At 73.1% G+C, this 21,739-nt stretch carries 19 protein-coding genes; 15 read left to right on the forward strand and 4 right to left on the reverse strand.

What is annotated here, in order from left to right:
* The first annotated feature begins 69 nt into the window (after positions 1–69).
* From ACYQ8Q_RS28345 to sucD, 7 genes are all read left to right on the forward strand, one after another.
* On the forward strand, positions 70–1,200 hold the full coding sequence (locus ACYQ8Q_RS28345) for an ATP-binding protein (protein WP_460068677.1): 1,131 nt from the start codon (positions 70–72) through the stop codon (positions 1,198–1,200).
* Positions 1,201–1,453: 253 nt separating this feature from the next.
* Positions 1,454–3,946 (forward strand): DUF5682 family protein, encoded by a 2,493-nt coding sequence (locus ACYQ8Q_RS28350; RefSeq protein WP_460068678.1) that lies wholly within the window; start codon positions 1,454–1,456, stop codon positions 3,944–3,946.
* The gene (locus ACYQ8Q_RS28355) at positions 3,943–5,115 is read left to right on the forward strand and encodes a VWA domain-containing protein (protein ID WP_460068679.1); all 1,173 of its coding nucleotides are present in this window, start codon (positions 3,943–3,945) and stop codon (positions 5,113–5,115) included. The genes ACYQ8Q_RS28350 and ACYQ8Q_RS28355 overlap by 4 nt, the downstream gene beginning before the upstream one ends.
* A gap of 162 nt (positions 5,116–5,277) precedes the next feature.
* Positions 5,278–6,099 (forward strand): hypothetical protein, encoded by an 822-nt coding sequence (locus ACYQ8Q_RS28360; RefSeq protein ID WP_460068680.1) that lies wholly within the window; start codon positions 5,278–5,280, stop codon positions 6,097–6,099.
* A 147-nt stretch (positions 6,100–6,246) separates the two neighbouring features.
* Entirely contained in the window at positions 6,247–6,696 is a 450-nt protein-coding gene (locus ACYQ8Q_RS28365; RefSeq protein WP_460068681.1) for a hypothetical protein, read from the forward strand.
* Between the two features lie 450 nt (positions 6,697–7,146).
* Positions 7,147–8,325, forward strand: coding sequence for an ADP-forming succinate--CoA ligase subunit beta (gene sucC, locus ACYQ8Q_RS28370; protein WP_460068682.1), 1,179 nt, complete (start codon positions 7,147–7,149; stop codon positions 8,323–8,325).
* A 21-nt stretch (positions 8,326–8,346) separates the two neighbouring features.
* A complete protein-coding gene (gene sucD, locus ACYQ8Q_RS28375) occupies positions 8,347–9,231 on the forward strand; it encodes a succinate--CoA ligase subunit alpha (RefSeq protein ID WP_460068683.1) in 885 nt (294 codons plus the stop codon).
* A 77-nt stretch (positions 9,232–9,308) separates the two neighbouring features.
* On the opposite strand, the gene ACYQ8Q_RS28380 is transcribed toward sucD, so the two are convergent.
* Entirely contained in the window at positions 9,309–10,142 is an 834-nt protein-coding gene (locus tag ACYQ8Q_RS28380; protein ID WP_460073513.1) for an RNA polymerase sigma factor, read from the reverse strand.
* Positions 10,143–10,259: 117 nt separating this feature from the next.
* Between ACYQ8Q_RS28380 and ACYQ8Q_RS28385 the strand changes: the two genes are divergently transcribed.
* A complete protein-coding gene (locus ACYQ8Q_RS28385) occupies positions 10,260–11,864 on the forward strand; it encodes a cell division protein PerM (protein WP_460068684.1) in 1,605 nt (534 codons plus the stop codon).
* A 4-nt stretch (positions 11,865–11,868) separates the two neighbouring features.
* Here the strand turns inward: ACYQ8Q_RS28385 and ACYQ8Q_RS28390 are convergent, their stop codons facing one another.
* Positions 11,869–12,702 carry a hypothetical protein gene (locus ACYQ8Q_RS28390; RefSeq protein ID WP_460068685.1) on the reverse strand — a complete coding sequence of 278 codons (834 nt, stop codon included), beginning with the start codon at positions 12,700–12,702 and terminating at the stop codon, positions 11,869–11,871.
* A gap of 301 nt (positions 12,703–13,003) precedes the next feature.
* Between ACYQ8Q_RS28390 and purN the strand changes: the two genes are divergently transcribed.
* Positions 13,004–13,636, forward strand: coding sequence for a phosphoribosylglycinamide formyltransferase (purN, locus tag ACYQ8Q_RS28395; RefSeq protein WP_460068686.1), 633 nt, complete (start codon positions 13,004–13,006; stop codon positions 13,634–13,636).
* Positions 13,633–15,210: a bifunctional phosphoribosylaminoimidazolecarboxamide formyltransferase/IMP cyclohydrolase gene (purH, locus tag ACYQ8Q_RS28400; RefSeq protein WP_460068687.1), complete on the forward strand. Its 1,578-nt coding sequence runs from the start codon at positions 13,633–13,635 to the stop codon at positions 15,208–15,210. Before purN ends, purH begins: the two co-directional genes overlap by 4 nt.
* 66 nt (positions 15,211–15,276) lie before the next feature.
* On the opposite strand, the gene ACYQ8Q_RS28405 is transcribed toward purH, so the two are convergent.
* A complete protein-coding gene (locus ACYQ8Q_RS28405; RefSeq protein ID WP_460068688.1) occupies positions 15,277–15,891 on the reverse strand; it encodes a hypothetical protein in 615 nt (204 codons plus the stop codon).
* A gap of 198 nt (positions 15,892–16,089) precedes the next feature.
* Here ACYQ8Q_RS28405 and ACYQ8Q_RS28410 point away from each other — a divergent pair, with 198 nt between their 5' ends.
* The 5 genes from ACYQ8Q_RS28410 (at position 16,090) to ACYQ8Q_RS28430 (ending at position 20,258) form a co-directional block, all read left to right on the forward strand.
* The gene (locus ACYQ8Q_RS28410; RefSeq protein ID WP_460068689.1) at positions 16,090–16,944 is read left to right on the forward strand and encodes a bifunctional methylenetetrahydrofolate dehydrogenase/methenyltetrahydrofolate cyclohydrolase; all 855 of its coding nucleotides are present in this window, start codon (positions 16,090–16,092) and stop codon (positions 16,942–16,944) included.
* Positions 16,934–17,407: a DUF3017 domain-containing protein gene (locus ACYQ8Q_RS28415; RefSeq protein WP_460068690.1), complete on the forward strand. Its 474-nt coding sequence runs from the start codon at positions 16,934–16,936 to the stop codon at positions 17,405–17,407. Before ACYQ8Q_RS28410 ends, ACYQ8Q_RS28415 begins: the two co-directional genes overlap by 11 nt.
* A 61-nt stretch (positions 17,408–17,468) precedes the next feature.
* Positions 17,469–17,930: a helix-turn-helix domain-containing protein gene (locus ACYQ8Q_RS28420; protein WP_460068691.1), complete on the forward strand. Its 462-nt coding sequence runs from the start codon at positions 17,469–17,471 to the stop codon at positions 17,928–17,930.
* A gap of 149 nt (positions 17,931–18,079) precedes the next feature.
* Positions 18,080–18,961 (forward strand): helix-turn-helix domain-containing protein, encoded by an 882-nt coding sequence (locus ACYQ8Q_RS28425; RefSeq protein ID WP_460068692.1) that lies wholly within the window; start codon positions 18,080–18,082, stop codon positions 18,959–18,961.
* A gap of 307 nt (positions 18,962–19,268) precedes the next feature.
* Entirely contained in the window at positions 19,269–20,258 is a 990-nt protein-coding gene (locus ACYQ8Q_RS28430; protein ID WP_460068693.1) for a malate dehydrogenase, read from the forward strand.
* On the opposite strand, the gene ACYQ8Q_RS28435 is transcribed toward ACYQ8Q_RS28430, so the two are convergent.
* Positions 20,251–21,687, reverse strand: a complete 1,437-nt coding sequence (locus ACYQ8Q_RS28435; RefSeq protein WP_460068694.1) for an MFS transporter — start codon at positions 21,685–21,687, stop codon at positions 20,251–20,253. The genes ACYQ8Q_RS28430 and ACYQ8Q_RS28435 overlap by 8 nt on opposite strands.
* Positions 21,688–21,739: the final 52 nt, after the last annotated feature.

Below are 21,739 nucleotides of genomic sequence, written 5' to 3' on the forward strand. Positions count from 1 at the left end.
CATTGTCAGTGGTGTGGTGCACGGTGGACACCAGACCCGAACCGGCCGAGCTGGAGGGGGACCTCAGCCATGTCCGTGTCCGTAGACCCGACGTTCGTGAAACCCGGTCAGACCCAGCCCGCGGAGGCGTTGCGGCCGCATGCCGAACACGCCTTCGCCGATGAACTCGCCGTGCTCGCGGCCCAGGACGACCGGCCGCGACCGGCCCGCTGGAAGCTGTCGCCGTGGGCCGTCGCCACCTATCTCCTCGGCGGCACCCTGCCCGACGGCACGGCGATCACACCGAAGTACGTGGGCCCGCGCCGCATCGTCGAGGTGGCCGTCAGCACCCTCGCCACCGACCGCGCCCTGCTGCTGCTCGGCGTGCCCGGAACCGCCAAGACCTGGGTGTCCGAGCACCTGGCCGCGGCGGTCAGCGGCGACTCGACCCTGCTGGTGCAGGGCACGGCGGGCACCCCGGAGGAGGCCATCCGCTACGGCTGGAACTATGCGCAGCTGCTGGCGCACGGCCCGAGCCCGGACGCCCTGGTGCCCAGTCCCGTCATGCGCGCCATGGGGGAGGGGGCCACGGTCCGCGTCGAGGAATTGACTCGCGTCCCCGCAGACGTTCAGGACACACTCATCACCATCCTGTCGGAGAAGACGCTGCCGATACCTGAACTGGGGCAGGAGGTTCAGGCGGTCCGCGGCTTCAACCTGATCGCCACTGCCAACGATCGGGACCGCGGGGTCAATGAACTGTCCAGCGCTCTGCGCCGCCGCTTCAACACGGTGGTGCTGCCGCTGCCGGCGAGTGTCGACGCCGAAGTCGACATCGTGGCACGGCGTGTCGACCAGATCGGCCGCTCCCTCGAGCTGCCGGCCGTACCGCACGGGGTCGACGAGATCCGTCGCGTGGTGACCGTCTTCCGCGAACTGCGGGACGGGATCACCGGCGACGGCCGAACCAAGCTGAAGTCTCCCAGCGGCACGTTGTCCACGGCCGAAGCCATCTCCGTCGTCACCAGCGGTCTCGCCCTGGCCGCGCACTTCGGCGACGGTGTGCTGCGGCCCGGCGACCTCGCCGCGGGAATCCTCGGCGCGGTCGTCCGCGATCCGGCCGCCGACCGGGTCGTCTGGCAGGAGTACCTGGAGACGGTGCTCCGCGAACGCGACGGCTGGGGCGACTTCTACCGCGCCTGCAGGGAGGTGAGTGCGTGAACCGGAATGACAAGGACTCGAGATGGCCGCGGCTGCGACCGGTACCGAAGGGGGGTGAGCACATGAACCGCATGAACGACGACAAGGACTCGCGCTGGCCGCGCGCGTGACGACTCGGGCGGGACGGTTCGCACGGGACGACTTGGGCGTGACGGTTCGCACGGGACGACTTGGGCGTGACGGTTCGGACGGGGCGTCACGGACCCGCTGACACGGATCTGATGACACAGGCGGGATGACAGGGGGGTGAGCGATGACGGGGATCCAGGACAGCGGGCGGTCGGCCGAGGAGGTGCGGTGGCCGCTGTTGCTCGGGGTGCGGCATCACGGACCCGGATCGGCGCGGGCGGTGCGGGCGGCGCTGGAGGCCGCCCGGCCCCGGACCGTGCTGATCGAGGGGCCGCCCGAGGCCGACCCGCTGATCCCCCTCGCCGCCGGGCAGGACATGCGGCCGCCGGTCGCGCTGCTCGCCCACGCCGTCGACGAACCGGGACGCTCCGCGTTCTGGCCGATGGCCGAGTTCTCCCCGGAGTGGGTGGCGCTGCGCTGGGCGCTGGAGCGGGGCGTTCCGGCCCGCTTCATCGACCTCCCCGCCACCCACACCCTGGCCTGGGAAGGCCGGACGGACGCCGGGGACGGACCGGCCGTGGAGGAACGGAGCGACGCGCCGGGCGGCGCACTGCGCATCGACCCGCTCGGCGCGCTCGCCGAAGCCGCCGGGTACGACGACGCCGAACGCTGGTGGGAGGACGTCGTCGAGCACCGCGGCGCGGGCGAGCGGGACCCGTTCGCGCCCTTCGCCGCCGTCGAGGAGGCGATGACGGCGGTGCGGGAGACGTACGAGGCAGCGGAGGGGGACCGCGACCTCGTCCGGGAGGCGCATATGCGGCTCCAACTGCGCACGACGCAAAGGGAGTTCGGGGACGGCGGTGTGGCCGTGGTGTGCGGGGCCTGGCATGTGCCGGCCTTGCGCCGCAAGGCCGCCGTCGCCGACGACCGGGCCCTGCTGAAGGGGCTCGCCAAGGTCAGGGCCGAGCTGACCTGGGTGCCGTGGACCCACCGCAGGCTGGCCCGGGACGGGGGATACGGGGCGGGCATCGACTCACCCGGCTGGTACGCGCATCTGTTCGGTGCGCCGGACCGGCCGGTCGAGCGGTGGCTGACCAAGGTGGCCGGGTTGCTGCGCGCGGAGGACCGGATCGTGTCCCCCGCGCATGTCATCGAGGCGGTCCGCCTCGCCGAGACGCTCGCCGCGCTGCGCGGCCGGCCGCTGCCCGGTCTGAGCGAGACCACCGACGCGGTACGCGCCGTGCTGGGCGACGGGTCGGACATACCGCTGGCGCTGGTGCGGGACCGGCTCGAGGTCGGGGACGTGCTCGGGGAGGTGCCGTCCGGCGCGCCGGCCGTGCCCCTGCAGCGCGACCTCGACCGGGCCCAGCGCCGGCTTCGGCTGAAACCGGAGGCGGCGGAGCGGGAGGTGGAGCTCGATCTGCGCAAGGACACCGACGGCGGGCGCAGCCGACTGCTGCACCGGCTGCGGCTGCTGGGCGTGGCCTGGGGCGAGCCGGTGGCCTCGCGGGGCAGTACGGGGACCTTCCGGGAGACCTGGCGGCTGCGCTGGGAACCGGAACTGTCCGTGCGGGTCGCCGAGGCCGGCGTGTGGGGGACGACCGTGCGCGCCGCGGCGACCGCCAGGACCGAGGCGGACGCCGTCCGCGCACGGGACCTCGCCGAGGTGACCGCGCTCGCCGAACGCTGTCTGGCGGCCGGTCTCCCCGACGCGCTGTCCATCGTGATGCGGGTCCTCGCCGACCGGGCGGCGCTCGACACGGACGTCGGCCGGCTCGCCGAGGCGCTGCCCGCCCTGGTCCGCTCCCTGCGCTACGGCGACGTACGCGGCACCGACACCGGCGCGCTGGCGGAGGTCGCCACGGGCCTCGCCGAACGGATCTTCGTCGGCCTGCCCCCGGCCTGCACCGGCCTGGACACGGACGCGGCGGAGGAGATGCGCCGTCATGTGGACGCGGTGCACGGGGCGGTGGGACTGCTGGAGGAGACGGCGGCACCCGGCATCGGCGGGATCGCCCCGGCTCCGGACGGACCGCTCGGGCGCCGCGGTGAACTGCGGGTGCGCTGGCGGGCAGTGCTGCGGGCGCTGTCCGGACGGGACCGGGTCGCGGGCGTCGTACGGGGGCGCGCGGTGCGGCTGCTGCTCGACGACGGGGAGGTGGGGCAGGGGGAAGCGGCCCGGCTCATGGGGCTCGCGCTGTCGCCGGGGACACCGCCCGGGGACGCGGCCGCGTGGATCGAGGGCTTCGTCGGCGGCGGTTCGGGGGGAGGGCTGCTGCTCGTGCACGACGAGCGGCTGCTCGCGCTGGTCGACGGCTGGCTCACGGGGGTGTCGGCGGAGGCGTTCACGGATGTGCTGCCGCTGCTGCGGCGGACGTTCTCGGCGTATGAGCCGGGGGTGCGCAGAACGCTCGGTGAACTGGTCCGGCGGGGTCCGGGGGAGCGGGCGGCCGCGGTGCGGCCGGGGGCCGGCGTGCTCGGTTTCGCGGCCGGGCTCGACGAGGAGCGGGCCGACGCGGTGCTGCCGGTGGTGCGGCTGCTGCTGGGTCTGGACGGCACGTCCGGAGGCACCCCCGACCGTGCGTCCGGCGGCGCCCTCGACCGCACGTCCGGTGACCGCTCCGGCGGCGGCTTTGACGGCAGTTCCGATGGCGACCTGGCAGGGGTGGGCAGATGACGGGCGAGGCGGCTGAGGCGGGCGGCGCGGCTCAGGAGCGGCTGCGGCGGTGGCGGCTGGTGCTCGGCGGGGACGAGGCGGACGGGACCGGGCGGGAGCTGTCCGGGCGGGACGCCGCGATGGACAGGGCGCTCACCGCGCTCTACGGGAAGGGAGAGCGGCCGGCGACGGGACGGGACCGTTCGGCGGGGCTCGGGGCGTCGGCCCCGTCCGTGGCGCGCTGGCTCGGGGACATCCGGACGTACTTCCCCACCTCCGTCGTCCAGGTGATGCAGCGTGACGCCATCGACCGGCTCGGGCTGTCGGCGCTGCTGCTGGAGCCGGAGATGCTGGAGGCGGTCGAGGCCGACGTCCATCTGGTCGGCACGCTGCTCTCGCTCAGCCAGGCGATGCCGGAGACGGTGAAGGAGACGGCACGGGCCGTCGTGCGCAAGGTGGTCGAGGACCTGGAGAAGCGGCTCGCCACCCGGACCCGGGCCACCCTCACCGGCGCCCTCGACCGCAGTGCCCGCGTCCACCGGCCACGCCATCACGACATCGACTGGAACCGCACCATCGCCGCCAACCTCAAGCACTACCTGCCCGAACACGGGACGGTCGTGCCGGAGCGGCTGGTCGGACACGGGCGGGCGGCACGGGCCGTGCGGAAGGAGGTCGTCCTCTGCGTCGACCAGTCGGGGTCGATGGCGGCCTCGGTGGTCCACGCCTCCGTGTTCGGGGCGGTCCTCGCGTCCCTGCGGTCCCTCGACACCCGGCTCGTCGTCTTCGACACGGCGGTCGTCGACCTCACCGACCGGCTGGCCGATCCGGTCGACGTCCTCTTCGGCACCCGCCTCGGTGGCGGTACGGACATCAACCGGGCGCTCGCCTACTGCCAGTCGCGGATCACCCGGCCCGCCGAGACGGTCGTCGTGCTGATCAGCGACCTGTACGAGGGCGGCATACGCGACGAGATGCTGAAGCGGGTCGCGGCGATGAAGGCGTCGGGCGTGCAGTTCGTGGCGCTGCTCGCGCTCTCGGACGAGGGGGCTCCGGCCTACGACCGGGAGCACGCCGCCGCGCTCGCGGCACTGGGCGCACCGGCGTTCGCCTGCACCCCCGACCTGTTCCCGGAGGTGATGGCGGCGGCGATCGAGAAGCGTCCGCTTCCGGTGCCGGACACCGTGTGACTCCCGCGACATCCGCGTCCGCAAAAGGGACATGGGGCATAGGGGGGTTGCGTCACCACGGGACGCGCGTGCAAGGATCGGCGCACGTTCGCCCGCACGTTCGCCCGCACGTTCTCTGACGTGTTCGCTCGCATGTTCCTCGCACGGGAGGATCCTCCCTTCTTGACCTTGCCCGCCGTTCTGCCCGGTGCCGTTCCGCGCGTTCTGCGCGAGGCGGTCGGGCGGCGTGCGCTGCAACTGGCGCTGCTGGTGGGCGGGTTGATCGCGTTCGGCGTTCTCTGCGGAGGACAGGCGCAGGCGGCGGAAGGGACGCCGGCGGATGTGACGGCCGTTCTCTCGGGAACGGTCGAGGCTCCGGTGCAGGTTTCGGTGCAGGTTCCGGTCTCCCTTCCGGTGGTGCATGCCGACCGTGTCCTGGGGCCCGTTCGCGAGGTCGTGACGGCGGTGACCGAGCAGGTGGCACAGGCCACTTCGGAACTGCCCGTCCTGTCGGAACTGCCGACCCTTCCCGACCTGGAGGAGCTGCCGGACGGCTCCGAGCCGCCCTCCGTCCCGGCGCAGCCCCTTCCCGTGCCGGTCACCCAGGCGCCCGCGCCGGACTCCCCGGTGACCTCGTCGCCCGACGGGCACCGGTCCGGGCACGTCTCCCCCCGGCACGAGGCGGCCGACGCGGCCACGGTGTCGTACGGGCCCGTGCTCCCCGCCGTCCTCGGCGATGCGGGCGGCCTGCACACGGCCGCGCACCACGACCCGGCGCCCGCCCGCGCCGGGCAGGTTCCCGCGCACCGGGCTCCCGGTGGTGAGCCCAGCGGTCTGCTGGGCGGTGCCTCCGCGCTCGACGGCGGCGCGTCGCGCCACGCCGACGCGCAGGCCGTGACGGTGTCCCACCGGATGCCGGTGCCGCTGGTGTCCGGCGGTGCCGTGCGGTCGGACACGGCCGGGACCCGGGACAGGCACCGGGACATTCCGGTCTTCCCCGGCTAGGACCGGGCAGCCCTTCCCTCGTCGCAGACCTGCCGCGCGGGGGTGGAACAGGTCTGCCCACCCGCGCCCGGAGCTCTCCCGCCCCGGCGCCGGAACGTCCCTCAGCCTTCCGAACTCTCGGAACCCCCATAAGGATCTGACGTACGCATGGACAAGAACATCCGCCGTTTCCCCGCCGCCGCCGACGTGACCTCGACGGTCACGGACACCGCCACCGTCACCCACATCAGGTCCAGGGCCGCGGCCCGGGCGAGGAGTGGTGCCGTCCAGGTCATCCTGGGCGCCCGGGCCGCCCGGGCGGACCAGGCGCTGCAGGCGGTCGGCCGCAAGCCGGTCTCCACCTTCGCCCTCATGGCCTCCATCGCCCCTGTCCTCCCTGTCCTCCCCGCCGTCCCCGGCACCCCCGCCGCCCCCACCGTTCCCGCCGTCCCCGCCGTTCCCGTGGACACGGACGGACACGGACCGGCGTACGGCGTGATCGACGAGGTGCGGCCGTACGCGGTCGGTGCCGTCGGTGCCGTCGGTGCCGTCGGTGCCGGTGAGCGGTGCGCGCACGGCCTGACCGGGCAGACGAGCGATCCGGCGTACCGCGTCTGAGCGCTCCGCCGGCGTTCCCCACGAGCGCCCTCTCAGCGCTCCCCGTGTTCTTCGTGAGGTGACGGGCCCGGATGGCCGAAAGCCGTCGGACCGTCCGGACGGAGCCTCGTGGAGGAGGGCGAGGGGTCCCCATCGGGGTGGGGACCGAGCGCCCGCGGCCCCTCGAAGGGCTGGTCAAGGGGCCTCACCGGGTCGACCCCAACCCGGTGAGGCCCCGCACACGCGACACTGCGTGCCAGTGAGCGCGACATCATGTGACAGGTATCACCGCTCAGGTGTGACCCGCGATTTAGAGGCCCCCCGCAAGCAGCGATAACCTGCGAGACGGACATGCCGCGCGCTCGGACACCGTGTGCGCCTCCCCTGTGACACATGCGGACGTCACGTTGCCCATCGCGGCACGCCCACGCATCCAACGAACCGCGAGATCACTGATAGGGACGGAAGCGCGTGGACCTGTTCGAGTACCAGGCGAGGGACCTCTTCGCCAAGCACGATGTACCGGTGCTGGCCGGTGAAGTCATCGACACGCCTGAGGCGGCCCGCGCAGCCACCGAGCGTCTCGGTGGCAAGTCCGTCATCAAGGCCCAGGTGAAGGTCGGCGGCCGCGGCAAGGCCGGCGGCGTCAAGCTCGCCGCCTCCGCCGACGAGGCGGTCGAGCACGCGACCAACATCCTCGGTATGGACATCAAGGGCCACACGGTCCACAAGGTGATGATCGCCGAGACGGCCCCGGAGATCGTGGAGGAGTACTACGTCTCCTTCCTCCTCGACCGTGCCAACCGCACCTTCCTCTCCATCGCGTCCGTCGAGGGCGGCATGGAGATCGAGGAGGTGGCGGAGACCCGCCCCGAGGCCGTCGCCAAGACGCCGATCGACGCCAACGAGGGTGTGACCCCCGAGAAGGCCCGCGAGATCGTCGAGGCCGCGAACTTCCCGGCCGAGGTCGCCGACAAGGTCGCGAACGTCCTGGTCACCCTGTGGAAGACCTTCGTTGAGGAGGACGCGCTCCTCGTCGAGGTCAACCCGCTGGCCAAGGTCGCCTCCGGTGACGTCATCGCCCTGGACGGCAAGGTCTCCCTGGACGAGAACGCCGAGTTCCGTCAGCCCGAGCACGAGGCGCTGCAGGACAAGGACTCCGCGAACCCGCTGGAGGCCGCCGCCAAGGCCAAGAACCTCAACTACGTCAAGCTCGACGGCGAGGTCGGCATCATCGGCAATGGCGCGGGTCTCGTCATGAGCACCCTCGACGTGGTCGCGTACGCCGGTGAGAACCACGGTGGCGTCAAGCCCGCCAACTTCCTCGACATCGGCGGCGGCGCCTCCGCGGCCGTCATGGCGAACGGCCTGGAGATCATCCTCGGCGACCCGGACGTCAAGTCCGTCTTCGTCAACGTCTTCGGCGGCATCACCGCGTGCGACGAGGTCGCCAACGGCATCGTCCAGGCGCTGAAGCTCCTGGAGGACCGCGGCGAGGACGTCACCAAGCCGCTCGTCGTGCGTCTGGACGGCAACAACGCCGAGCTGGGTCGTCAGATCCTCTCCGACGCCAACCACCCGCTGGTCCAGCGCGTGGACACCATGGACGGCGCGGCCGACAAGGCCGCCGAGCTCGCGGCTGCGAAGTAAGGGACGAGGGACACCACAGCCATGGCTATCTTCCTCAACAAGGACAGCAAGGTCATCGTCCAGGGCATGACCGGTGCCACGGGCATGAAGCACACCAAGCTCATGCTGGCCGACGGCACGAACATCGTCGGTGGTGTGAACCCCCGCAAGGCCGGCACGTCCGTCGACATCGACGGCAACGAGATCCCGGTCTTCGGCACGGTCGCCGAGGCGATCGAGAAGACGGGCGCGAACGTATCCGTCCTCTTCGTGCCGCCGGCCTTCGCCAAGGCCGCCGTCGTCGAGGCCATCGACGCCGAGATCCCGCTCGCGGTCGTCATCACCGAGGGCATCGCCGTCCACGACTCGGCCGCGTTCTACGCGTACGCCGTGTCCAAGGGCGACAAGACCCGGATCATCGGCCCGAACTGCCCGGGTCTGATCACCCCCGGCCAGTCGAACGCCGGCATCATCCCGGGCGACATCACCAAGCCGGGCCGCATCGGCCTGGTCTCGAAGTCCGGCACGCTGACGTACCAGATGATGTACGAGCTGCGTGACATCGGCTTCTCGTCCGCGGTCGGCATCGGTGGCGACCCCGTCATCGGCACGACCCACATCGACGCGCTCGCCGCGTTCGAGGCCGACCCCGACACCGACCTGATCGTGATGATCGGTGAGATCGGCGGCGACGCCGAGGAGCGGGCCGCGGCCTTCATCAAGGACAACGTGAAGAAGCCGGTCGTCGGCTACGTCGCGGGCTTCACCGCGCCCGAGGGCAAGACCATGGGCCACGCCGGCGCCATCGTCTCCGGTTCCTCCGGTACGGCCGCCGCGAAGAAGGAGGCCCTCGAGGCCGCCGGCGTCAAGGTGGGCAAGACGCCCACCGAGACGGCGAAGCTGGCGCGCGAGATCCTCGCCGGCTGAACAGCCTCCGGCTGAACGTCTGTGGGCCCGCTCCCCGTCCGGGGGGCGGGCCCACGGCGTTTCCTCGCGCCGGGCCGTCAGCGCGGTTGGGGGGCGAGGCGTTCGGGGCCGTTCGCCGGATTCGAACGGAGTTTCTTCCGCAGCGCCGTCTGCTTCTTCGACAGGGTGCCCGGAGCCGCCTCCGGGGGGACTCCCCGGACCGTCGTGCCCGGGGGGACCGGCGGGTCGTACCGGGTGGGGGCCGTCCGCACGGTCAGGGCGGTCGCGCCGATGATCGTCACCGTGAAGGCGATCGCCGCCCGGGTCCAGAAGCGGGCGCGGGCCTCGCAGCCGGCCCGGACGGTCGCGGGGCGGGCCGCGCGCAGCCGTTCCGCCGAGGCCAGCTCGGCGAGGCGCTCGTGCAGCGCGGCCGGATCGGCCAGCCAGGGCAGCGACGCGGCGAGGGTCTCCCGCGCGTGCAGCAGACGGTGCGCGGTCGCGGGGGTGCTCGCCTCCGTCTCCGCCGCCGTCTCCGGCAGATCGAGGCCGACACCGTCGTAGAGGAGGACCGTCCGGCGGTACGACGGCGGGAGGGCGAGGAGTACGGCGAGCAGGGCGCGGTCGGCGGCGTCGGCGGGCGGGGGTTCGGGGTGCCGGAAGCGGGGACGGAACCGGTGCCAGGGGGAGAGCGCGTAATCGTGCGCGGCGGCCCGGACCCAGCTTGCCGGGTCACGGTCGACGGCCACCTCGGGCCAGTGCTGCCAGGCGAGTTGAAAGGCCCGTTCGACGGATTCGCGGGCGAGTTCGCGGCGGCCGCAGAGGAGGTAGGTCTGGCGTACGAGAGCCGGGGCGCAGAACGCGTACAGCGCGTCGAAGGCCTGAGCGGGCGTCAGCCGGGCGGCGAGCGGCGGAGTCGGGTTCTTCACGCGTATGCCTCCGGCTTGCGGCGGCGCCGGGAGCTGCTTCGTACGAAAAAGAACATAAACGTATATTGAGTGACACGGCGAAGGTTCGCCTGTTACGCCGGGAAAGAGCGTGTCGTTGGGACCATGGCGGGCGTGACGCCGTCTTCGCTCTCCTCCCGTATGCGTGATCGCTCACCGGGGCTCGTGGCCTCCGCGCTCGGCGGGGTGCTGGCCGCCGGGCTGGGGCTCGCGGTGTTCGCCGTGCTGGTGATGGTGCTGTGGATCAGCTCGCCGTATCCGGACAGCGGGCCGGGCGGGGCGCTGCATGTCGCCGCCGCGCTGTGGCTGCTGGCGCACGGGGCGGAACTGGTGCGCACCGACACGCTGTCCGGGGTGCCGGCGCCGGTCGGGGTGACGCCGTTGCTGCTGCTGGTGCTGCCGGTGTGGTTGGTGCACCGGGCCGCTCGGGACGCGGTCGAGGGAGAGGGCGAAGGCGAAGGAGAAGGCGAAGGCGCGGGCGCGGGTGAGGGGGAGGGGGAGGGGGAGGGTGAGGGGCGGGCCGAGCCGGTTGATGCGCGGACCGCCTGGGTCGGGGTCGTGGCCGGGTATCTCGGGGTGGGGATCGGGGTGGCCTGGTACGCGGCCGGGGGTGCGCTGCGGCCCTCGTGGGGGTGGACCGTGGTGGGTGTGCCGGCGGTGGCCGCGGTCGCGGCGGGGATGGGGGTGTGGTCGGCGGACGGGCGGACCTGGGAGCTGTTCGGGCGGGTGGTGCCCCGGCGGGAGGGGGCGCAGTGGGGTGCGGTGGCCGCGCGGGCGGCGGGGGTCGGGGCCGTGGCCCTGGTGGGGGGCGGGGCGTTGCTGGTGGCGGTGTCGTCGGTGTGGCACGCCGGCGCCGCGCGGGCGGCGTTCCTCCAGCTGACAGAGGGGTGGTCCGGGCGGTTCGCGGTGCTGCTGCTGTGTCTGGCGCTGGTGCCGAACGCGGCGGTGTGGGGGGCGGCGTACGCGATGGGGCCCGGGTATGTGCTGGGCGTGGGGCATGTGGTGTCGCCGCTGGGGTCCGATCCGGCGCCCTTGCTGCCGCCGTTTCCGCTGCTGGCGGCGGTGCCGGAGGCGGGGGCCGGGACGGTGTGGAACTGGGCGGCCGGGGTGGTGCCGGTGCTGGCCGGGGTGGTGGTGGGGATGTGCGTGGGGAGCGCGGGGGCCGGGTCCAGCGGTGGGGTGGCTCAGGCGCCGGTGGAGGCGTGGTCGCGGTGGCGGACCGTGGGGGGAGTGGCCGCGGCGGGGGTGGGGTGTGGCGTGGTGGTGGCCGTGCTCGGGGGGTTGGCCGGCGGGCCGTTGGGAGTGGGGGTGATGGCTCGGTTCGGGCCGGTGGGGTGGCAGGTGGGGGGAGCGGCGGTGGTGTGGGTGGTGGGCGTGGGGGTCCCGGTGGGGCTGTGGGCGCGGAGACGGCGGGGGCGGGGGGTCCGGGAGTTCTCCTGGACGGAGGCGGGGGTCGTGGTCGGGCGGGAGGCGGACGCCGGGACGGAGGAAGGGGTGGGGGAAGGGCTGGGGGAAGTGGCGGAGGTGGAGCCCGGGGCGGAGTACGGGGGCGAGCCGTACGACTTCGATGCGGTGGAGGGGGACGCGGGGGAGCCGGAGTGGCATGGCAACGAAGCCCGGGAGGCGCGGTGGGCTGCGCTGCGGGACGCGGCGGGCGGGGAGGAGCAGAAGGGGCACCCCCGGACGGAGGGGCACCCCCGGACGGGCTGAGTGGCTACGCGTTCGCGCCCAGGATGCCCTTCAGTTCCTTCGGGAGAAGGTCGCTGCAGGACTGCCTGGCCTCGTTGGTGAGGGCGTCCTTGGTGCAGGTGTAGTAGTCGCGGTAGACGAGTTGCGCGGTGAAGGTCATGGCCACCAGGGCGAGGGCCAGGGAGGCGGTGACCAGACCGCTGACGGCGGCGGTCGTCTGGGGGCGGCCCGTGGGCGCGGCCGGGGTGTCGGGGTCGGGGGTGCGGGGCTTGGTGCGCAGGGCGCTGATGCCCCAGTTCAGGGCGAGGGCGCCGAGCAGCAGGGCCACGTACGGCCAGCCGAAGAGGGCGAAGAAGAAGGCCCACATGCCGGACAGCAGCGCGTAACGGGCGCGGCGCTGGGCCGGGTCGGTGGGGTCCCAGCGCGGGTTGGGCGGGGGGTTCGGGCCCTCCGGGCCGCCGCCGCCCGGGCGCTCGCCGAAGCCGCCGCCGTTGGAGCGGCCGGGCTGCTGGTCGCTCCAGTGGCCGCCCCAGGGGGAGCGGCCGCCGTCGGGGGAGTCGCCACCGCCGGGCGGCGGGCCCCAGGGGGCCGGGTTCTCGCCGCCGCCGTTCGCCGGACGGCGGGGCTGCCAGGGGCGGTCGGGGGTGCCCTCGGGGGGAGGAGCGAAGGGGTTGTCCTCATCGCCCCGAGAAGAGCCGCCCCGAGAAGAGCCGCCCCGCGAAGAGCCGCCCCGCGAAGAGCCTTCCTGAGGTTTGTCGGACTCGGGAGGTGACGACGGGCGCTCGCGCAGCAGGGCGCCGCGCTCTCCCGGCACGGGCTGCGGGGGGAGCGGGTGGAGTCGCAGGCTGCGGTCCGGCATCAAGTGTGCGTCTTCCCCTAGGTGATACGACGGTCCAGCTTCGGCTTTCGGTGAGCCCTCGGAGAGGGAACGCACCGCACGGGCACCGCGTTCCCGATCCCGCTCCTCGCAGACGCTACCTTCCGGCCACGCCCCCGTCCCGTGGGGGCCGCCTCGTGTGCCGGTATCGTTGCTGACGGTCGGCTGCTTCGTAGGCTTCCCCGTATCCGGGGGCGCGATGCATTCGTACGAACGTACAAGTCGTAAGTCGCATGTCGTCGCCGGCCGTGCGCAGCTGCTTCCCCGAGAAAGGGTTCTCCCCGTGGCCGCCAAGCCGTCCGTGGCCAAGCGCCTCGTCGTGCTGGTCTCCGGATCCGGTACGAATCTGCAGGCACTCCTCGACGAGATCGCCGCCACCGGCGCCGAGGCCTACGGGGCCGAGATCGTCGCCGTCGGAGCCGACCGGGACGGGATCGAGGGGCTCGCCCGTGCCGAGCGCGCCGGCCTCCCCACCTTCGTGCGGAGGGTCAAGGACTACGGCAGCCGGGAGGAGTGGGACGCCGCCCTCACCGGCGCCGTCGCCGCCCACGAGCCCGACCTCGTCGTCTCCGCCGGGTTCATGAAGATCGTGGGGAAGGAGTTCCTGGCCCGGTACGGGGGGCGGTTCGTCAACACGCACCCCGCGCTGCTGCCCAGCTTCCCCGGCGCGCACGGTGTGCGTGACGCGCTGGCGTACGGGGCCCGGGTCACGGGCTGCACCGTCCACTTCGTCGACGACGGTGTCGACACCGGACCGATCATCGCCCAGGGCGTGGTCGAGGTCCGGGACGAGGACGACGAGAGCGCTCTGCACGAGCGCATCAAGGACGTCGAGCGAAGGCTGCTCGTCGAGGTCGTGGGGCGGCTCGCCCGCAACGGCTATCGCATTGAGGGACGAAAGGTAGTTATCCAGTGACCGCCCAGACCGCAGAGAGCAGCTCCCAGCGGGCGATCCGGCGCGCGCTCGTCAGCGTGTACGACAAGACCGGACTCGAGGAGCTGGCCCGTGGGCTGCACGAGGCCGGTGTCGAGCTGGTCTCGACCGGGTCCACCGCCTCCCGGATCGCCGCCGCCGGCGTCCCCGTCACCAAGGTCGAGGAGCTGACCGGCTTCCCCGAGTGCCTGGACGGCCGCGTCAAGACGCTGCACCCCAAGGTCCACGCGGGCATCCTCGCCGACCTGCGCCTCGACAGCCACCGTGAGCAGCTCGCCGAGCTGGGTGTCGAGCCGTTCGACCTGGTCGTCGTCAACCTCTACCCGTTCCGGGAGACCGTCGCCTCCGGCGCCTCCGACGACGAGTGCGTGGAGCAGATCGACATCGGCGGCCCCTCGATGGTCCGGGCCGCGGCCAAGAACCACCCGTCGGTCGCCGTCGTCACCAGCCCCGCCCGCTACGGCGACGTCCTCGCCGCGGTGCAGGGCGGCGGCTTCGACCTCGCCGCCCGCAAGCGGCTCGCCGCCGAGGCCTTCCAGCACACCGCCGCCTACGACGTGGCGGTCGCCTCCTGGTTCGCCTCCTCCTACGCCCCCGTCGACGAGTCGCGGTTCCCCGACTTCCTCGGCGCCACCTGGGAGCGGGAGGACACCCTCCGCTACGGCGAGAACCCGCACCAGCCCGCCGCGCTCTACGTCGACGGCAGCGGTGCCGGTCTCGCCAAGGCCGAGCAGCTGCACGGCAAGGAGATGTCGTACAACAACTACACGGACACCGACGCCGCGCGCCGGGCCGCGTACGACCACGACGAGCCCTGCGTCGCGATCATCAAGCACGCCAACCCCTGCGGTATCGCGATCGGCGCGGATGTCGCCGAGGCGCACCGCAAGGCGCACGCCTGTGACCCGCTGTCGGCCTTCGGCGGGGTCATCGCCGTCAACCGGCCCGTCAGCAAGGAGATGGCCGAGCAGGTCGCCGAGATCTTCACCGAGGTCATCGTCGCGCCCGACTACGAGGAGGGGGCCCTCGAAGCCCTCGCCAAGAAGAAGAACATCCGGGTGCTGAAGGCGCCGGGCGCCCCCGCCAACCCGGTCGAGGTCAAGCCCGTCGACGGTGGTGTCCTGCTCCAGGTCACCGACCGCCTCCAGGCCGACGGCGATGACCCGGCCCACTGGACCCTGGCGACCGGCGACGCGCTCGGCGCCGAGGAGCTGGCCGAGCTGGCCTTCGCCTGGCGGGCCTGCCGGGCCGTGAAGTCCAACGCCATCCTGCTCGCCAAGGACGGCGCCTCCGTCGGCGTCGGCATGGGCCAGGTCAACCGGGTCGACTCCTGCAAGCTCGCCGTCGAGCGGGCCGGTGAGGAGCGGGCGCGCGGGTCGTACGTCGCCTCGGACGCGTTCTTCCCGTTCCCGGACAACATCGACGTCCTGGGCGCCGCCGGGGTCAAGGCCATCGTGCAGCCCGGTGGTTCGGTCCGTGACGAGCTGGTGGTCGAGGCCGCGCAGAAGGCGGGCATCACCATGTACTTCACCGGGACGCGGCACTTCTTCCACTGACCGGCGCACACACGGAGGCGGGCGGCCCGGCAGCATGCCGGGCCGCCCGCCTCCGCGTACGGCGGCTCAGTACCGCGGACGGTTGAACCAGTCGCCGCTCTTGATCATGCCCACCAGGATCGTGATGCCGAAGGCGAGCGAGATGATGCCGCCGAGGGCGCCCGCGGCTGCCGTCTCCGAGAGTCCCTGCCCGATGTTGACGAGGCTGCCGAGGATCATCAGCGAGGCGTAGATCATCGTGCCGATGCGGATGCCGCCGCCGCCGTTGCGCATCTTCACGCCCAGGAAGACCGACAGGCCGCCGAGAGCCAGCATCAGCAGCGCGATCGCGGCGACCACCCCGGCCACCATGCCCGTGTCGGCGTCCGAGCTGCCCGCCGCCGCGAGGATGATGCCGAAGATCACGGCGGCCAGGAACTGGAAGCCCGCGAGGATGAACAGCAGCACCCGGGCGGTGGTGACGATCCCCGGCATCTGCATCGGCATCTGCATGGGGTAGCCGTAGCCCTGCGGGACCGGCGGCGCCTGCGGGTAGCCCTGGCCCGGCTGGGGAGCGGCCGGGTAGCCGTAACCGGGCTGGGGAGCGGTCGGGTAGGACGGGTAGCCGGGCTGCTGCGGCGGCTGGCCGGGCTGCGGCTGCGGGGGCGGGCCGTAGGGGTTGTTCGGGTCGCCGAAACTCATGGCGCTGCTTCCTCCGTCGGTCGTCGAGTGCAGGGACGGCGGGCGGCGCACTGCGGAGGAAGATCAGAGATGCGGTGCGTCCCCCCGGTACTGCCCGCGCACTGTGACCTCAATCGTTCTGCAATGGCCGGTTTCTTGTCCAGCGGCATTCCGGGTCCGGATTGGAACCGGGAGCCGGTCATCCGGGAGGATGGGGTCATGACCGCCCAGATTCTCGATGGCAAGGCCACCGCGGCCGAGATCAAGTCAGAGCTGGCCGCCCGTGTGGCGGCGCTGAAGGAGAAGGGCGTGACGCCCGGCCTCGGCACGATCCTGGTTGGCGACGACCCCGGCAGCCAGAAGTACGTCGCCGGCAAGCACCGCGACTGCGCGGAGGTCGGCATCGCCTCCATCCAGCGCGCACTGCCCGCCACCGCCACGCAGGAGGAGATCGAGGCGGTCGTTCGCGAGCTCAACGACGACCCCGCCTGCACCGGTTACATCGTCCAGCTCCCGCTGCCCCGCGGCATCGACGAGAACCGCATCCTGGAGCTGATGGACCCGGCCAAGGACGCCGACGGTCTGCACCCGATGAACCTCGGCCGGCTCGTCCTCAACGAGCCCGCTCCGCTGCCCTGCACCCCCAACGGCGTGCTCACCCTGCTGCGCCGCTACGGCGTCGAGATCAAGGGCGCCGAGGTCGTGGTCGTCGGCCGCGGGGTCACCATCGGCCGCCCGATGCCGCTGCTGCTCACCCGCCGCAGCGAGAACGCGACCGTGACCCAGTGCCACACCGGCACCCGCGACCTCTCCGCGCACCTCAGGCGCGCGGACATCGTCGTGGCCGCCGCCGGCAGCGCCCATCTGATCCGCGCCGAGGACATCAAGCCGGGCGCGGCCGTCCTCGACGTCGGCGTCTCGCGCGACGCCGAGGGCAGGATCAAGGGCGACGTCCACCCGGACGTCCGCGAGGTCGCCGCCTGGATCTCGCCCAACCCCGGGGGCGTCGGCCCGATGACCCGTGCCCAGCTGCTCGTCAACGTGGTCGAGGCGGCGGAGCGCAGTGCCGGCTGAGGACGCCCCCGGCGAGGCCGGGGACATCGAGGTGCGGGACCCCGTCAGCGCGCCGGACGCGGACGGCGTGCCCCGCCGGCACACCCGGCGCTTCCCGCTGTTCACCAAGGACACCGCGCGCCCCGAGGGCGCGGGGCGGGCCGCGGCCGGCGATGCGCTGGCCGCGCGGCAGTGGCCGATCATCGCCGTACTGGCACTGGTCGCCGTCGGTCTGCTGGTGACCGCGCTCGACCAGTTCCGGGCGGGCACGATCGTGATCGGCGTCGGGCTGCTGACCGGGGCGGTCCTGCGGTGGACGCTGCCGGGGGTGGGGATGCTGGCGGTGCGGTCGCGGTTCACCGACATCGCCACGTACGGGGTGCTGGGGGCGGTGATCGTGCTGCTGGCGCTGATGGCCCAGCCGGATCCCTGGATCCAGATCCCCTTCCTGAAGGACACGCTGCACTTCACCGTCAGCAGCTGACCGGAACCGGGCGGGTGTCCGGTGTCGTCCCGTCCATGGGACCGAGGAGGAGGTGGGCGGGATGGGCGCCTGGCAGCCGCTGCCCGACGGGCTGCCGCCGGAGGTACGGCACTTCGTGGAGCTGCTGCGGCAGCTCAAGGACGGCACCGGCCTGAGCCTCGCCTCGCTCGGTGCCCGCACCGCGTACAGCAAGTCCTCCTGGCAGCGCTATCTCAACGCCGTCCAGCCACCGCCCCGGCAGGCCGTCGCCGCGCTGTGCCAGGTCGCCGGGCTGACCGGCGCGGACGCCGAACGGCACGTCGTGCGCTGGGAACTGGCCGTGGAGGCCTGGCCGCGCCCGGCTCCGGCGAACCCCGGCGAGGCGTACGAGGACGACCCCACCGTCCCCTGGTGGGAACGGCTGGACGAACGGGCGGCCGAACCCGAGCCGGCCCGCCCCGCAGGCCGGCTCCTCCTCCTCGCGGTCCTGCTGCTGCTCGCCCTGCTGCTGGCCGCGGTCGGCGGGGCCATGGTCTTCGGCTGACGATCCGTTCCGTGCGGCCGCTGTCGCGTGCGGCCCCCGTTCCGTGCGGCCCCGTACCGATACGTCGGCCGTTCGGGTTTGTGTCCCGAATCGTCTGGACATCGGGGCTAACGTGGCCGAAAGGCTGCCGGGCGGAGGGAGGGGGCTCCATGGCTCGCTGGCGGGACCTGCCGGACGAACTCGATCCACAGGTGCGGGAGTTCGCCGAACTGCTGCGCCGGGTGGTGGACCGTGCCGGGCTGGGCGTCGGGGCGGTCGCGGACCGGACCGGGTACAGCAGGACCGCGTGGGAGAAGTACCTCGACGGCCGGCTGCTCGCCCCCAAGGGCGCGGTCGTCGCCCTGGCCGAGGTCACCGGCACCGCGGCGGCCGACCTCGTCACGGTCTGGACGTCGGCCGAACGGGCCTGGAGCACGGCGCGGCTGCGGCAGGAACGGACCGTGGACGACTCACGGATCGTCCGGGCCAGGGCGGCGCCGGGGGAGTTCGGGCCGCCGACCCGGCCGGCCGGCACCGCCAAAGGGGCGCGGCGGGGAGCCCGTGCGCGGCGGCCGGTGCTGTACCTCGCCGCGGTGGTGGGGGTCCTGGTCCTCGCCGTGGGGGCGTTCCTGCTGACCGACGCGGTGGTCCCGGGGCGGACGGCGGGTTCGTCCGGGCCGCCCTCGCCGTCGGCCCGGACGAGCCCGGCCCTGCCGCCGGGGGTCCTGTGCGCGGGCGCCGGCTGCACCGGCAAGGACGCCGAGCGGATGGGGTGCACCGGTGACCCGGTGACCACGGCGAAGAGCGCGGTGGTCGGGCCCGCCGTGGTCGAGGTCCGCCACAGCGAGACGTGCGGCGCGGCCTGGGGCCGGATCACCCGGGCGGTACCGGGGGATGTCGTCCGGGTGACCGTCGGCTCGCACGAGGAGAGCGGGACCATCACCGGCACCGGCGAGACGATCGCGTACACGCCGATGATCGCCGTACGCGACCCCGACCGGGCGACGGCCTGCGCGGTCCTCGCCTCGGGAGCGAAGGGGTGCACCGGCTAGAAAAAGCCGGTGTACAGGAATACCCGCCTCCACCCTGGGCACGCGAACGGTACCCCCACGGGAGTCCGGCACGATCCGGTACCCCCACCCGGCGGCCGCCCGGTTCCACCTCTCCCGGACCGGCGGCCGCCTTTTCCGTGCCACGGGCCGGGGCTGTGGGGTGGGCCACACGGCCCCGGACGTCCGGGATCCCGGATGCGCGATAGCCTGACCGCTGGATGGATCTCTTGATACCAAGAGATCGATCATTTGTACGTCCCATCCGGGGCAGGGACGCCCCACCGACAGCTGTCATACGGAGAACGCCATGACCCGCACTCCCGTGAACGTCACCGTCACCGGCGCGGCCGGCCAGATCGGTTACGCCCTGCTCTTCCGCATCGCCTCCGGCCAGCTGCTCGGCGCGGACGTGCCGGTCAAGCTGCGCCTCCTGGAGATCACCCCCGCGCTCAAGGCCGCCGAGGGCACCGCCATGGAGCTCGACGACTGCGCGTTCCCGCTGCTCCAGGGCATCGACATCACCGACGACCCGAACGTCGCGTTCGACGGTGCCAACGTCGCCCTGCTCGTCGGCGCCCGCCCCCGCACCGCGGGCATGGAGCGCGGTGACCTGCTCTCCGCCAACGGCGGCATCTTCAAGCCGCAGGGCAAGGCCATCAACGACCACGCCGCGGACGACATCAAGGTCCTCGTCGTCGGCAACCCGGCCAACACCAACGCGCTGATCGCCCAGGCCGCCGCCCCGGACGTACCGGCCGAGCGCTTCACCGCGATGACCCGCCTCGACCACAACCGCGCGCTGACCCAGCTCGCGAAGAAGACGGGCTCGACGGTCGCCGACATCAAGCGGCTGACCATCTGGGGCAACCACTCCGCCACCCAGTACCCGGACATCTTCCACGCCACGGTCGCCGGCAAGAACGCCGCCGAGGTCGTCAGCGACGAGAAGTGGCTCGCCGAGGACTTCATCCCGACCGTCGCCAAGCGCGGTGCGGCCATCATCGAGGCCCGTGGCGCCTCCTCGGCCGCCTCCGCCGCCAACGCCGCGATCGACCACGTGCACACCTGGGTCAACGGCACCGCCGAGGGCGACTGGACCTCCATGGGCATCCCGTCGGACGGCTCCTACGGCGTCCCGGAGGGCCTGATCTCCTCCTTCCCGGTCACCACCAAGGACGGCGTGTACGAGATCGTCCAGGGCCTGGACGTCAACGAGTTCTCGCGGGCGCGGATCGACGCGTCGGTGAAGGAGCTGGAGGAGGAGCGCGAGGCGGTTCGCGCTCTCGGGCTCATCTGAGTTCTTCTGTGACGGCCGCGGGCCCCGTTCCGGTTTTCGGAGCGGGGCCCGTTGGTGTGTCGGGGGCGGGTCGCAGGGCCCTGCGCCGGGTCGTGCCGTAGCCCTTCATCACCACGGCCGTTGCCGTCAGGACCGCGAGGGACACCGTGCGCAGGGCCGGGCCCATGCCCGTCGCCAGGTCGGGGTGGGCCGACAGGGCCGTGCCCGCGACGGCGACGCCGAGGGCCGCGCCGATCTCGCGGGCCGAGGTGCCGAGGCCGGAGCCCAGGCCCGCCTGGTGGCGGGGGAGGGCGGTGACCAGGCCCAGGGTCAGCGTGGGCATGGACAGGCCGGTGCCGGCCGAGATGACGAGCAGCCAGCAGGCGTAGACGGCGTACGGCGTGTGCGCGTCGGCGGTGGACGCGCCGAGCAGGCCCAGGCCGATCAGGGCGAGTCCGGAGCCGACGACCGGGCGGGGGTGCGCCGCCCAGCGGGCCGCGAACCTCGGGACCAGGGCCATGCCCACGACCAGCGGCAGGATCGCGACCCCGGTGACGGCGGGCCGGAACCCCTTGACCTCTTGCAGGTACTGGGAGTTGACGAAGAACAGCGCGAACAGGCCGAAGAAGCCGGTGGCCATGCCGAGGGTGGTCGCGCGCAGCAGGGGGTACCGGAAGACCCGCGGGTCCAGGAGCGGGGCGGGAGAGCGCAGGGAGCGCACGGTGAAGACGGCGATCAGCAGCGCCCCCGCCGCGAACGAGCCCAGGATCAGCGGCGAGGCCCAGCCGTGGCCGGGGCCCTCGATGATGCCGTGCAGCACGGCGACCAGGCCCGCGGTGAGCAACAGGGTGCCCAGCGGATCGAGGCGGCTGTGCTCGGAGCGGGCGGTGCGCGGGGTGGTCCGGGCGACCGCGAGGGCGAGCAGGGCGGCCAGCGGGACCATCGCCGCGAACAGGGCCCGCCAGCTGAGGTACTGGCCGACCAGCCCGCCGCCCAGGTTGCCGGCCATCCCGCCGAGGCCGATGGCCAGCGTCCAGGACGCCATCGCCCGCGCCTGCCGCTCCGGGCCCGCGAGGTGCACGAGGATCGACATCGTCGCCGGGGTGATCAGCGCCGCGCCCGCGCCCGAGACGCCCCGGCCCGCGACGAGTACCGCAGGGTCGGTCGCGCACGCGCTGGTCGCGGCGCCCGCGGCGAACAGGGCCAGCCCCGTGAGCAGGGCGCCCTTGCGGCCGTAGCGGTCGCCGAGCGCGCCGGCCGGGACGAGCAGACCGGCGAAGACGATGACATAGGCGTCGACGGTCCACAGGATCTCGGCGCCGGAGGGGTGCAGGGACGACGACCCCAGTTGCGGGATCAGGAGGTTGATCGCGGCGACCATGCTCTGGGCGACCAGCACACAGGCGCACAGCGCGAGGAGGGTGGACCGTTTCAGGGCGTGCGGGGGCATGGCTCCTCCCGGAGCTGGGTGTGGGGTGGGGTGCCCTGTCACCGTAAGGTCG

The sequence above is a fragment of the Streptomyces sp. YKOK-I1 genome (assembly GCF_054660435.1).